General features: G+C 58.6%; 15 protein-coding genes. All 15 read left to right on the top strand.

The features are described from left to right. The first annotated feature begins 138 nt into the window (after positions 1–138). On the top strand, positions 139–627 hold the full coding sequence (locus AC0V6L_RS01555) for a (2Fe-2S)-binding protein (RefSeq protein ID WP_486152504.1): 489 nt from the start codon (positions 139–141) through the stop codon (positions 625–627). Next, complete coding sequence (locus tag AC0V6L_RS01550; RefSeq protein ID WP_486152502.1) at positions 624–2,885, top strand: xanthine dehydrogenase family protein molybdopterin-binding subunit; 2,262 nt, start codon at positions 624–626, stop codon at positions 2,883–2,885. Before AC0V6L_RS01555 ends, AC0V6L_RS01550 begins: the two co-directional genes overlap by 4 nt. A gap of 17 nt (positions 2,886–2,902) precedes the next feature. Next, a complete protein-coding gene (locus tag AC0V6L_RS01545) occupies positions 2,903–3,349 on the top strand; it encodes a c-type cytochrome (protein WP_486152500.1) in 447 nt (148 codons plus the stop codon). Positions 3,350–3,366: 17 nt separating this feature from the next. Then, positions 3,367–4,317, top strand: a complete 951-nt coding sequence (locus AC0V6L_RS01540) for an XdhC family protein (RefSeq protein ID WP_486152498.1) — start codon at positions 3,367–3,369, stop codon at positions 4,315–4,317. Then, a complete protein-coding gene (locus AC0V6L_RS01535) occupies positions 4,310–4,813 on the top strand; it encodes a nucleotidyltransferase family protein (RefSeq protein ID WP_486152496.1) in 504 nt (167 codons plus the stop codon). The genes AC0V6L_RS01540 and AC0V6L_RS01535 overlap by 8 nt, the downstream gene beginning before the upstream one ends. Before the next feature lie 139 nt (positions 4,814–4,952). Then, positions 4,953–5,744, top strand: a complete 792-nt coding sequence (locus AC0V6L_RS01530) for an alpha/beta fold hydrolase (RefSeq protein ID WP_486152494.1) — start codon at positions 4,953–4,955, stop codon at positions 5,742–5,744. A 167-nt stretch (positions 5,745–5,911) separates the two neighbouring features. Continuing rightward, entirely contained in the window at positions 5,912–7,126 is a 1,215-nt protein-coding gene (locus AC0V6L_RS01525) for a class I SAM-dependent methyltransferase (RefSeq protein WP_486152492.1), read from the top strand. Continuing rightward, entirely contained in the window at positions 7,123–7,482 is a 360-nt protein-coding gene (locus AC0V6L_RS01520; RefSeq protein ID WP_486152490.1) for a hypothetical protein, read from the top strand. Before AC0V6L_RS01525 ends, AC0V6L_RS01520 begins: the two co-directional genes overlap by 4 nt. A 74-nt stretch (positions 7,483–7,556) precedes the next feature. Continuing rightward, positions 7,557–8,717, top strand: a complete 1,161-nt coding sequence (locus AC0V6L_RS01515; RefSeq protein ID WP_486152488.1) for a nitrilase-related carbon-nitrogen hydrolase — start codon at positions 7,557–7,559, stop codon at positions 8,715–8,717. Further along, positions 8,714–9,418, top strand: a complete 705-nt coding sequence (locus AC0V6L_RS01510; protein ID WP_486152486.1) for a chromophore lyase CpcT/CpeT — start codon at positions 8,714–8,716, stop codon at positions 9,416–9,418. The genes AC0V6L_RS01515 and AC0V6L_RS01510 overlap by 4 nt, the downstream gene beginning before the upstream one ends. Before the next feature lie 16 nt (positions 9,419–9,434). Further along, complete coding sequence (locus tag AC0V6L_RS01505) at positions 9,435–9,749, top strand: DUF1330 domain-containing protein (protein WP_486147419.1); 315 nt, start codon at positions 9,435–9,437, stop codon at positions 9,747–9,749. Next, the gene (locus AC0V6L_RS01500; protein WP_486152484.1) at positions 9,746–10,222 is read left to right on the top strand and encodes a VOC family protein; all 477 of its coding nucleotides are present in this window, start codon (positions 9,746–9,748) and stop codon (positions 10,220–10,222) included. The genes AC0V6L_RS01505 and AC0V6L_RS01500 overlap by 4 nt, the downstream gene beginning before the upstream one ends. Then, on the top strand, positions 10,222–11,310 hold the full coding sequence (locus AC0V6L_RS01495) for an NADP-dependent oxidoreductase (RefSeq protein WP_486152482.1): 1,089 nt from the start codon (positions 10,222–10,224) through the stop codon (positions 11,308–11,310). Before AC0V6L_RS01500 ends, AC0V6L_RS01495 begins: the two co-directional genes overlap by 1 nt. Continuing rightward, positions 11,307–11,762: a VOC family protein gene (locus AC0V6L_RS01490; protein ID WP_486152480.1), complete on the top strand. Its 456-nt coding sequence runs from the start codon at positions 11,307–11,309 to the stop codon at positions 11,760–11,762. The genes AC0V6L_RS01495 and AC0V6L_RS01490 overlap by 4 nt, the downstream gene beginning before the upstream one ends. Further along, positions 11,759–13,129: an MFS transporter gene (locus tag AC0V6L_RS01485; RefSeq protein WP_486152478.1), complete on the top strand. Its 1,371-nt coding sequence runs from the start codon at positions 11,759–11,761 to the stop codon at positions 13,127–13,129. The genes AC0V6L_RS01490 and AC0V6L_RS01485 overlap by 4 nt, the downstream gene beginning before the upstream one ends. The last annotated feature ends 26 nt before the right edge of the window (positions 13,130–13,155 follow it).

The raw sequence follows: 13,155 nt of genomic DNA, 5'->3' as shown, positions 1-13,155 counted from the left end.
CGCATGCCGGCGGGCAAAATTATGGCCCTTTGCACACCGGCATTCCAATCCTGATAGCCAGCGCTGCAAGCCGCGTTCTCGCAAAGCCTTTCCATTGCGCGCTATCCAAGATAGATTGCATCATGCAACTGAGAGGTGATGATGGCTAAGTTTGTGTTGAACGGGGAACGCGTAGAGGCTGAGGCTGATCCGGCAATGCCGATCCTTTGGGTCGTGCGCGAACAGCTTGGCCTGAATGGCACCAAGTTTGGATGCGGGATTGCCCAATGCGGCGCGTGCACCGTGCATCTTGATGGCAAACCTGTGCGCAGCTGCTCAACTCCCATCGCGCAGGCCGAAGGGCGCGAAGTGACCACGATTGAAGGCATTGCCGGGCCAGATGGCGAATTGAGCAACCTGCAGCAAGCCTGGGTCAGCGAGCAAGTGCCGCAATGCGGATATTGCCAATCCGGCCAGATCATGAGCGCGTCTGCTTTGCTGCGCGACAATCCCAGCCCCACCGATGAGGATATCGACGCGGCGATGTCCGGCAATATCTGCCGCTGCGGCACATACACCCGCATCCGCCGCGCGATTAAGGTTGCCGCTGGTCTCCAGCCTGCCCGCACAGATGGAGCAGAGGCATGAGCGCGGGCGCAGCTGAAAACGATACCAAGCCCCAGCGCAGCCGCGCGGCCAAATGGACCCGGCGCGGGTTTATTGGCGCAGGCGTGCTGGCAGGTGGCGGATTGCTGATCGGTGTCGGCATCCGGCCTGGCAATCCGGTGGGCAAATTAAAACCATTGGTGGCCGCAGGCGCGGGCGAGGAACTGGTCAACAGCTGGGTGAAAATCGGCGCGGACAATGTCATCACCGCGATCGTTCCGCACTGCGAGATGGGCCAAGGTGTGCATTCGGTGCTGGGCCAGATGCTTGCCGATGAACTGGACGCGGATTGGAGCATGGTCAATGTCATGCAGGCGCCCGCTGATGGCAATTATGTCGTGAATGATACCGCGCGGCTGTTTGTTGCGCCGTCCACCATGAATGCTGCCGATTGGCTTGAGCCGACATTGGACGGCCTGTTCACGCAGATTGGCAAACTGGCCGATGCGATGATCACAGGCGGTTCGTCGTCTATCCGCACAACCGGCCAGTATCAGATGCGCATTGCGGGTGCTGCGGCGCGCAAAATGCTGGTGGGCGCAGCAGCCGATGCGTGGGGTGTGCCCGCCGAAGAAATTGCAACGCGCGATAGCATGCTGATCCACAAAGCATCGGGCAACAAAGCGCCTTATTCGCAGTTTGCCGCCGCCGCTGCTGAGCAGCCGATGGATCATTCGCCCAAGCTTAAGGACCAATCGCAATACCGTTTAATGGGCAAAAGCATGGCCCGCACCGATATCCCTGCCAAAGTGAACGGCACGGCCGAATTCGGGATCGATGCCGTGCCCGAAGGGCTGGACCTATCCTACGCCGCGATCCGCAGGCCGCCTGCGCCCGGCACTGATGTGGTCAGCATGGATGCCGAGCGGGCGAAAAAGATGCCCGGCGTTCTGCAAATCCTCAATATGGGCAATTTCGTCACAGTCATTGCGGATAGCTATTGGCAGGCCGAACAGGCGATTGGCGCGATTGATATCGAATGGAGCGTATCTGAAAGCGCGATCAAATCGAGCGAAGATCAGTTTGCCGCCTTTGCCGCTGCACTTGATAAAGCGGGGGATGAAGGCGGCGATCAGGTCGCTGGCAAAGGCGATTTTGCCTCCGCTTATGCTGATGCGGCCACCGCGATTGAGGCGGAATACCGGGTGCCTTATCTTGCCCACGCCCCGATGGAGCCGATCAATTGCACCGCATGGTTTCGCGATGGCGCATGCGATGTCTGGACCAGCACGCAGGTGCCGCTAATGGCGCGCAGCGAAGTTGCTTCTGCTGTGGGCCTTGGCAAGGATGACATCACCATCCATCACCCCATGCTGGGCGGGGCATTCGGCCGCCGATTGACAAGCGAATATGTCGCCATGGCCGTGCGCGTCGCCAAGGCGGCTGGCTATCCCATCAAAATGATCTGGTCGCGCGAGGAAGACACGCGCACCTCGATGTATCGCCCCGCCGATATCTCCCGGTTTAAGGCAGGCCTTGATAAGGCGGGCAAACTGGTGAGTTACGACAATATCTTCACTCAGCGCCATGACCCTGCAGAAGCAAGCGTTCCGGGCATTTACAGCATTCCCAACACATCGGTGCGCGTGGCAGAGGCGGAATTGTATCTGCCCTTTGCTGCATGGCGATCGGTTGACCATTCGCAGCACGGCTTTTTTATCGAGAGCTTTATTGACGAAGCGGCCCATGCAGCGGGTGCTGATCCGGCGCAATATCGCCTCGCCATGCTGGGCGATGCGCCCCGGCATAAAGCGGTGCTGGAAAAAGCGATGGCGATGAGCGGTTGGGGTGATCCAGCGGCAGAAGGCACTGCGAAAGGCATCGCGATTGTGGAATCCTTTGGCACTATTGCGGCCCAAGTGATTGAAGTTGATATGTCAGCAGGCAAGCCCAAGCTCAACAATGTGTGGGCGGCGTGCGATGCGGGCTATGTCATGAACCCCGATGGGTTCCGCAACCAGATCGAAGGCGGGATCGTCTTTGCGCTGACCGCAGCGATGTATGGCGAGCTGGATCTGGCAGGCGGGGCGGTCAAGCAGAGCAATTTTCACGATTACAAAATGCTGCGCATCAATGAATGCCCCGATATCGAGGTTGCGATCATCAATAGCGGCGATGTGCCGATTGGCGGGGCGGGGGAGCCGGGAGTTCCGCCGGCTGCGCCTGCATTGACCAATGCGATCTTTGCCGCGGCAGGCACGCGCATTCGCGAGCTTCCCATTGCCAAGCAATTTGCATGAACGGGCAGGGTGATAAAATGACGAAGCGAGGTATTGCTTGCCTGACGCTGGGCGCGCTTTTTCTGAGCGGGTGCGGATCATCCGAGCAACCGCCGGTTGAACAGATCGTGGTGCGCGAACCCGGCTCACCTGCCGTCGCCGTCCAGCCGCCTGCCGATATCGTCTCAACAGGCAAAGCCGCATTTGCCGCGTGTTCCGCCTGTCACACAGCGGGCAAAGGCGAAGCATCGGCAAGCGGTCCCAATCTATACGGTGTGCTGGGCAGACGCGCGGCATCGCTCGATGATTTTGCGTATTCGGACGCGCTTACCCAATCAAACATCACTTGGGACGAGGCGCAATTGGATGCGTTTCTGGCCGATCCTGCAGGCACTGTCCCGGGCACGAGCATGGCAGCAGGCGCGGTTTCTGATGCTGAGCGGCGCGCGGCGATCATCGCTTACCTCGCCAGCCTTGCCGATTAGGCTCTGCCGCCGCCATCGTGGATACGCCCGCCGTCTTCCAGTTTCTTGCTGAACAAGCGCGCAGCGGCAAACGCACCGCTTTGGTGACCGTATGCGCGGTTGAGGGTTCCTCAATGCGCAATCCCGGCACGCATATGGGCGTAAGCGAGGATGGCAGTTTTGCAGGATCATTGTCAGGAGGCTGCATAGAAAACGCAGTCGTCGCCGAAGCGCGCTCTGCGATCACACAGGGCGAGCCGCGCATGGTGCGGTTCGGGGCGGGTTCGCCTTACCTTGATATCAAATTGCCCTGCGGCGGCGGGCTTGATCTGCATTTTCAGCCTTTAAACGATGATAGTTTGGTCCGCTCTGCATGCGAAGCGGCGATGCGGCGCGAACCGTTTTCGATTGAGATCACGGCACACGGCACCCAATTTGCCAAAGGGTTCTCCGCGCCTGCTTTCGATCACACGAAGCGCACGGGTACGGGCACATTTGGTCATTGGCCCGCATTGCGCTTGCTGATTGTCGGGCATGGGGCAGGGGTAGAGGCACTGGCTGCGCTCTCCCGGTCGATGCAATGCGATGTCGAGGTGCTCACGCCTGATGATAGGATTGAGCGCGCTTTGACCCGCCAATCCATTACCGCGCGGCCTCTGAAGCGAACCACCGACACGCATTTGCTCACCAGCGATCCGTGGACGGCGATCACTTTTCTGTTTCACGATCACGATTGGGAGATTGATCTGGTAAAGGCCGCGCTTGCGCTGCCCCATTTCTATATCGGCGCGATGGGCGGGCGCAAAGCGCATGAATTTCGCCAGAGCGCGCTTATCCAAGCGGGCGTTAATCAAAGCCAGATTGACACCATCCACGCACCTCTTGGCCTGTTCCATTCCTCGCGCGATCCGCAAACATTGGCGCTGTCTGCCCTAAGCGAGATCATGCTTGCCTATCAGCGCGCCGATTTTGGCAGCGATCATGGCTGAGCCTGCCAAACTGGCCATTGCGATATTGGCGGCGGGCCAATCGCGGCGATTTGGCGACAAGGACAAGCTTACCGCGCCCATTAACGGCACAATGCTGGGCGTGCACGCGGCGCAGAAACTGGCAGGCATTGAGGCGGCGCATAAATGGATCATTGCACCGGGCAAGGGGCATCCATGCGAGCAGATATGGCGCGCGGCGGGATTTGAGATTGCCGTCAATCCAGATGCAGTGCGCGGCATGGGCACATCAGCCGCGCTCGCCGCTTCGCTTGCCATGGAACACGGCGCAGAATGCCTGCTGATCGCGCTTGCCGATATGCCGTATGTCCCCGCCGCGCATTTCGAACGCTTGGCCGAAACCGCGCGAACCCTTGGCGAAAACGGCGTCGTCGCCTCCAGCGATGGCGTCACCAACATGCCGCCTGCCTGTTTTGGACGGGGGCATTTTGGCGCCTTGGCTCAGTTGCAAGGCGATAGGGGGCAAGGGCGCTGTTAAAGGATGCGCATACGGCGCAGTGCCCGCCGGAATGGCTTGCCGATATTGACGAACCTAAGGATATTGAGCGACCATAGAGCGCGCGATTTTGCTGCGGGATACCGCCAGCGGACCGTGATCAGAGCGAGGGACAATCACGATGCGCTGCGATTATGTGGATTGGGAATATGGGCAATTGCATGTGCGCAGGTGGGGGCTGGACCATGCCGGAAAACCGCCGCTTATCTGTTTGCCTCCTGCTCCCTTTTCCAGCCTTGCCTACAACACTCTAGGCCCGCTGCTCGCCGCAGATCATCACGTGATCGCGCTTGATTATCCCGGCTTTGGCGGGTCAAGCGCGGTCCCGCGCGATCTTGTCATGGCGGATTTGTCGAACGCGGCTGCCGCGATTGCCGATGCGTTTGCGCCGGGTCTTGGCGTGCGCCTGCTGGGCTTTCATACAGGCACTATTGTTGCCGCTGATATGGCGATTTCGCATACCGATAGGGTTGACCAATTGATGCTGATCGACGTGCCGTTTTTCGATGCGCAGCAGCGCCGGGCGGAATTTGAAGCAAAGCCGCGGATCTTCCCGCTCAGCAGCGATGCAGACATGCTGGAGCCTGCATGGCATTTCAATGTCGCTCGGCGTGTCGGCCTGATTGAGCTGCCGCGCGCGTTTGAAAACTTTGTCGATATGATTTCCTCGGGCGAGGGGCGCAATGCCGCCTTTCGTGCCTCGTTCGAATATGATTGCATGGCTGCCTTTGCGAAGGTCACCCGGCCTGCCACCTGCATCGCGACCGCCGCGATGTTGACCGAGCAAACCCGCGATGCCGCAGCCGCGATCCCCAATGCCAAGCTGATCGAATTGCCCGAAATCCCTACCGCCGTGCTGGATGCAGGAGCCAAGCGTTTGGCGCAGGTGGTTTTGCAGGAACTGGCAAGCTGACAGGCAGGCCCAGCCAGAAGCGCTGGATCATTTTGCCGCTCCCGTGCGTTTAATGGGAGAGAGGCGCAAGGTTTGCTGCACAATTCTCGCTTTACAATGCGCCTTTGCGATTGACATCATACTCTCGCATGGGCAAATTTGTCCGGACAACTTTTGAAAGCAAAATCATGGCATCCGATCTTCCCCCTCCTTACACCGCTTTGACCCGGCATCCGATGATGCCGAAAACGAGCCATGATGAGGCAGCTCGGTTTAATTTCCTAACGCATTTCAACCGCTTTCTGTCTGGCTCTGTCGGCACTGGGAACAAGCTGGCTTATGAAAAGCAGGTCTTGCCCAAATTTCGCGCCCAGCATGGGCGCGATCCGGAGCATCGCTATGAAATCCGCGATGGGATGAACCTGAATGATTGGCACCGGATCTGGTCTGCGCTGAAACGCAATTCGATGGAGATGCGCCAGCATTTCGGGCGGCAAGCGGTGCTGCGCCAGCTTGATGAGCTGGACGCCAAGGCATCGGAATATAATGAGAAATCCGGCCTGCTTGAACTCGATCCCACTGTTCAGCAGCCGCATTACCAAACTGCGGTTGATATCCATTGCCAGCCCGGCGGATACCATTCCGAAGAGCGTGCAGGTGATGTCACCATGGGCGCGAATTACGATATTGGCCTGTTTGCAACGGTCGGCGGTGCGCTGGGCGGATTGAACGATGGCGGCGGTCAGGCCGTGGTGGAATGGGCAAAGAAAGAACGGCCCAATTGGCAGCCCAAGCGTATTCTGGATATCGGCTGCACGGTTGGCCACAACGCTGTGCCCATCGCCCAGGCTTTTCCCGATGCAGAAGTGATCGCGATTGATACAGCGGCCGCCACATTGCGATATGCCGCTGCGCGCGCCGCATCCATGGGCGTGACAAACATCAAGTTTATCCAGGCATCGGGCGAGGATTTGTCGCGCTTTGATGATGGATCGTTTGACTGGGTGCAAACCACAATGTTCCTGCACGAATTGTCATCGCAGGCCATGCCCAAACTGCTCGGCGAGGCGCACCGTGTGCTGGTGCCAGGCGGGCTGATCCTGCATATTGAACAGCCGCAATATTCAGATGAAATGCCTTTGTTTGAACAATTTATGCGCGACTGGGATGCGTTCAACAACAACGAACCGTTCTGGTCTGCCATGCACGGCCAGGATTTGAAAGAGGTGATGGCAGGCGCTGGTTTCCCGCGTGATGCGCAATTTGTCGCAGGCGTGCGCGCGGTGGTCGATCCGGAGATTTTCCCGCCATCGCCCGATGACGGCGAAGAGGATTTTGGCCGCGCGGCCATCTGGAACGCCTATGGCGCATGGAAACCCGAAACTCAGGCGGTGGCAGCATGAGCGATCCGATAGATTGGGTCGCCCTTTCCGGCCGCAGAGCCAAAGGCAAACGTCCCGAATATTTCGAGGATCCCGCGCTGGACCGGCTGTATTCCACTGTCTTTGCGCTGGCAGCAGAAGTGTCTGCTTTGCGTGACCGGCAAGATACGGTGGAACGCCTGCTCGATACAAAAGGTACGATCAGCCGCGAGGATATCGAAAACTATGCCCCTGACAGGCAGGCGGGCGAGGAACGCGGACTATCCACGCGGGCTTACGTGTCGCGCATCATGCGCGGGTTCCAGCAACAGGTCGAAGCGATGGAAGCGCAAGACCCGCCGATCATGGAGATCGTGGAGAAGCTGGCGCGCGAATAAATTTGGATGCGATTAAGGGGAGGGAACATGCGCGATTTGAAAAGCGATAAGCACACTTTTACCGGGCCGCATTCGTGAGCCGCGGAATTGATCGGCGTGCTTTGCTGGGTGCGGGCGCTGGTGCTGCAGCAGCGGCGACATTTGATTGGACCGCTTTTGCGGCGCCCGCAGCAGCCGCGACGGGAAATCCGGGCGATCCGGTGCAGATGCGCTCTGACGGGACTTATGCGACCGTCCCCTTAAAGAAAGACACGATTTCCATCGCGGTCGCTCAAACCCGCGTCGTCCCGGTAGAGCTTGGCAATATCCGGCAGACGCGCCGCGCCAATGTGCAGCATATGTGCGATGTGATCGACACCGCAAACGGGTTTTCAGGGGCAAAAGACCTCATCTGCTTTCATGAATTTCCGATCACCGGATATCGCCATGTCTGGGATTTGAACGACGCGCGCAAAATCGCGATTGAACTGCCGGGCGAAGAAAGCGAAATGCTGGCCGCCAAAGCGCGCGAATATGGCAGCTGGCTGGTGTTTGGCTCCTATGTCCGCGATCCCGAATGGCCCGAACGCCTTTTGTCGATCACGACGGTGATGAACGACAAGGGCGAGATTGTCGCCAAGGACTGGAAAGCGCGCAATCTGAAAGGGTTTTTCCCCGGCGGGCGCGAGCTGTTCACCACCACCATTTACGATGTGCTCGATGAATATGTTGAGCGTTATGGCTGGGATGCGGTGCTGCCTGTTGTGCGCACGCCATTGGGCAATCTGATCACCAGTTCATCGCAATTGGAGCCTGAATTGTTCCGCGCTTTTGCGATGAAAGGCGCAGAGATTATGCTGCGCACGGCGACGGGTAATTACAACGAGTTGGATATCCGCGCGACCTCCATGTACAACCGCGTTTATTCGACGATCGCGAACAATTCCGCCTCGCCTGAAAACAAGTATTACCTTGCCGATTCCAATCCCGGTTATGCCGGGATCGTCGGGCCGGATGGCGAATTTATTGAACGGTCTGAAACCGATTTCGAAACGCTGGTCTATGGCCGCATTCCCATCGCCAGTTTCCGCGCGCGCCACCGGCAACCGATTGTGCACAGCGAGCTGGTGATGCCGATCTTCGAACAATATCGCAGCCCTTATGGCCCCAATCTGCTGGCTGATTATCAGCCGACGGACACCAAGGATGCTGGCCGGTATCTGCGCGAAAAGACCCGCTGGAAGAACGGGCGGTGATAAAGCGCGCTCTGGTCTTGTCCTTCGCGGGCGTGCTGGCTTTGACGGCCCTTTCAGCCAGTGCGCAGTCCAATAGCAAAGCTGCCGGGGCAAAGGATGTGGTGGGCGAACTTGCCGCGTTTATGATCGGCCATTACGCCACCGCGCCGGATAACCTCGATCAAACGATCATAGATCGCCGGATCGCCGTGCGGGTCGATGGCGCAGATGGCGTGTGGTTTTACAGCCAGCTCAATACGGGCGAGACGCAAAAGCTTTACCGCCAGCGCTTTCATCAGCTGACCCTTTCCGCCGATGGACAAAGCGTTGTTCAGCGCAGCTTTGCCCCTGCCAACGCGGCCAAATTCGCCGATCCGTGGCAACGCCCCGAAATCCTGAGCGGGCTTGGCATGGCCGATATGCAGCCGGTTCTGGGCGAGGGGTGTGAGCAGGTTTGGACGAGGAGTGATGCGGGCATTTGGCAAGGCCGGGTTGATCCTGAAACATGCTCACTGTTTTCAAAACGCCGCCAAACCACAATCCGCATTGGTGCAGATGGGTTTTATCGCGGATCAGTCCACGGCACATCAGAACGCGGCTTTGATGCCGAAATGAACCCTGTCTGGGGCTCCAAACCCGGCGAATACATCTTGCTCAATCGCTGCCGCTCGCACCTTTGCGCGTATGAGGCGCGCGTGCTTTTGCAGCGCAACCAACCCTAGTTTCAAAGGAATACCAATGCCAGCCTATATGATCGTAACCGCCAAAATCGCTGACCGCGATGCCTTTATCCAGGGCTATGGAGCGAAAGCTGGCGAATTGGTCGCGAAATTTGGCGGGCGATACGTGCTGCGCGGACCGGGGGCAGAATTGCTCGAAGGGGACTTTGGCAATGGCGCATCCATGGTCATTTCAGAATGGCCCGACAAAGATGCGGCCAAGGCTTTCTGGAACAGTGCAGAATATGGCGAGGCCAAAAAGCTGCGCGAAGGGATCGCGGATTGTCAGGTGCTGCTTATCGAAGCGCCCAGCATTGCGCAGGCACTGGCATGACCGATGTGATCAAACGCACCACCGTGATGGTGCGCGATGCCGAAGCCGCCGCGCAGTGGTACGAAAATGTGCTGGGTATGCGCCGGTGGATGGACACGCCGTTCACTCTGTCCGGCAATCAGCTCGCGGCAGGCAAAAAGGGCGATTTGACCCGGCTGGTTATTATGCAGGCCGAACATGACGAGATCGGCATGATCGGGCTGTTGCAATGGGTGGACCCGGTGCGCGGTGATATCCCGGCGCAGCTTCCCACCGAAATCCCGTTTGGAACACCGATATTCGTGATCGCGTCCAAAGACACGCAGGCTGCGGTTGAACGCGCGCGGGCGGCCGGATCGCGCATTCATGCAGAGCCGCTGGAATGGACAGTCACAGGCGCAGATGGCCGGCAAAAAGATATGGTCGGCGCAAGCTTCTGGGACTTGGACGGCAATTTCTTCGAAGTGAACGAGGTCGTTCGGATCCGCGATTGATGAGCGTTAGCAGCTCTTTGGCCGCATTCGATGCGAATGACAGTCACGGCATTGACGATGACGCCAATTACCAATGGCGCATCGCGCAAAGGCCCGATGGCAATGTGGTTCCGCAAGATTTTGCCTGGCATTCGCAGGCCGTGCCCGAACCGGGCGACGGCGAGGTTCTGCTGCGCACCCATTATCTGGGCCTTGCGCCTGTTATGCGGTTCTACATGCAGGGCACTGCGCGCACGGGCGATGCGACTTTGACGCCGGGCGATGTGATCCACGGACGCGGCGTTGCCCAGATCGTCAAATCGCGCCACCCCGACTGGCGCGAAGGGGAAATGGTGCAAGGGCAGATGGGCTGGCAGACATACAAGGTCAGCCGCATGACGCCGATGGAAAAGTTTTACCGCATGCCCAAAAACGGCCTGCCCGCAGCATTGGGCGCAGGGGTTTTGGGGATGACGGGGCTGTCCGCCCATGCCGGACTGTTTGCATGCGGTGATCCAAAGGAAGGCGACCGGATGGTGCTTTCGGGCGCGGCTGGCGGGGTCGGATCGATGGTCAGCCAGATTGCTGCAAACATTGTGGGCTGCGATGTCGTAGGCATGGCGGGAGGGGCGGACAAATGCGCCTTTATCCGCGAACACGGATGCGCATCGGCGATTGATTACAAGTCTGATGATATCGAAGCGATGCTCGATGAATTGCGCCCCGACGGGATTGATCTGTATTTCGACAATGTTGGCGGGGAAACGCTGGAGGCGTGCCTCGAACGTCTGCGCATGAATGCGCGCATCGTGCTATGCGGATCGATCAGCGAATACACCCGCGATGATCCGTTCAAATTGTCCAATTACACCCGCCTGCGCGCGACCGACAGCGTAATGCGCGGTTTCTTCGTCTACAATCACATCGACCGCTGGGCCGAGGTGATGGACGAATTGTCCGGCTGGATCACCGATGGCCGATTGAAGCCCGTGCAGGACATCGAAGACGGCTTTGAAAGAATGCCGCGCGCGCTCGCCAATTTGTATTTCGGCGCCAATGTCGGCGTTCAATGCTGCTCTGTTCGCGGCGAACCAGAGGAATGGTTATGACCGATAAACCGCCTGTCCGTTTTCAACGCGCCAATTTCACAGTGGCGGATCTGGACCGTGCGCTGACCTTTTACGAAGGGGTGCTGCAATTTGAAGTTGAATACCGCCTGGGCGACAACCCGGACAGTTATTCGCGCCCCGTCTTCGATATTCCTGACGAGGCTAAGCTGGGCTTTGTCACGCTGAACCTGCCCGGTCAGCGCCGCGTTATGGCGCTGACAGAGGTGACAGGCATTCCGCTTGAACCTGTCCCCCATCCGCGTCGCAGCGCGATTGTGCTGGAGACGCAGGATCCCGACGCCGTGATGGCAGGCGCGCGGGGCTTGGGGCTTACCGTTTATGACGAAGAAGTGCTGAAAACCCCTGATGGCAGAGTGGGGCGCGAAATTGGTATTGCCGATTTTGATGACAATCTGGTGGTGATCTACAATTTCCCGGAAACAGACGCATGAGCGCGGGTGCGGGCTCAAGCTCGGCACCTTCTCCGGCATCGGCCCCAGCTGCGGCGGAGAAACCATACCCAAGCGCAGTGGCAGGCTGGCTACTCGTCCTTTTGCTGACGATGGCGTATATTTTCAGCTTTATTGACCGGTATATTCTGGGCCTGCTGATTGAGCCGATAAAGGCCGAATTTGGCTTGTCGGACCGCGCGATTGGCTGGCTGCTTTCAGCCTTCACCTGGGTGTATGGTTTTGTCGGCATTTTCATGGGCTGGCTGATTGATCGCGGGCGGCGCACATGGATTGTCGCGATTGGCATGGCCTTGTGGTCAGCGGCCACGGTGGCAACGGGCATGGCCAAGAATTTCGTCCAGCTGTTCACCGCGCGCATGGGTGTGGGCGTGGGTGAGGCAACGCTTAGCCCTGCGACATTCTCGATGATCGGTGACAGTTTCCCGCCCGAAAAACGCGGCAAGCCGATTGCCTTTTATTCCAGCGCTTTGCCCATTGGTGCAGGGCTCGCGTCCCTGCTTTCCGGCGCAATCATTGCGTGGACCGCGGCGAGCGGCAATCAAACGCTGCCGCTGTTTGGCGAAGTGGAGCCATGGCGCTTTACGCTGATCGTCGTGGGCTTGCCGGGACTGTTTTTCGCCGCTTTGTTTCTCTTTATCAAAGAACCCGTGCGCCGCCCCGCACCGGCCAGCGAAGAGGTGATTGGCGGCAATGGCATTGGCGATGCGGCGAGATATATCCTCGACAATTTCGCGCTCTATTTTGGCTTTGTCATGGTGGTGTGCTGCATGACAGCGATTGCCTATTCGCAAGGGTTTCTCGCCCCCGTCTTTGAGCGGACATGGGGCTGGTCCCCGCAGACCTATGCCTATGTCAATGGCACAGCTTTGCTGATTATCGGCCCGCTCAACATGATGTTGATGGGCACCATATCAGACCGCTGGACAGCAAAGGGCGTGCCCGATGCGGCTTTGCGGATGATGTATATCGGGTTTTTCATCATGGTGCCGACCGCTGCGCTGCCCATGTTTATGCCTGATGCGTGGTCGGCCTTTGCGGTGCTGTGCATCAACACGATCGGAATTGGCATTGTGTCTGCCATCGGCGTGACGGCTTTGCTGGTCATCACCCCTGCGCAGGTGCGCGGGCAGATTGTGGCATTGTATTACTTTGCGATCAGTCTGTTTGGATCGCTGGGGCCGATTGTGGTGGGCGAGCTTTCCAGCCAGGTCTTTGGTGAAGACGAATTGCGCCTGGCGGTGGCCTGTGTGCCGATTATCTTTGCGATTATCCCGCTGGCGATGATGCCCATGACGCGGCGCAAATATCTGGAACAGGTGCGCCGGATCGAAGGCGGCGCGGGTTAAGGCGGGCGGGGTGACACGGGCGGATT

Source organism: Erythrobacter sp. JB1-15, from assembly GCF_057365035.1.
Note: the sequence above shows the minus strand (reverse complement) of the source record. Positions and strands in the feature narration are given on the sequence as shown.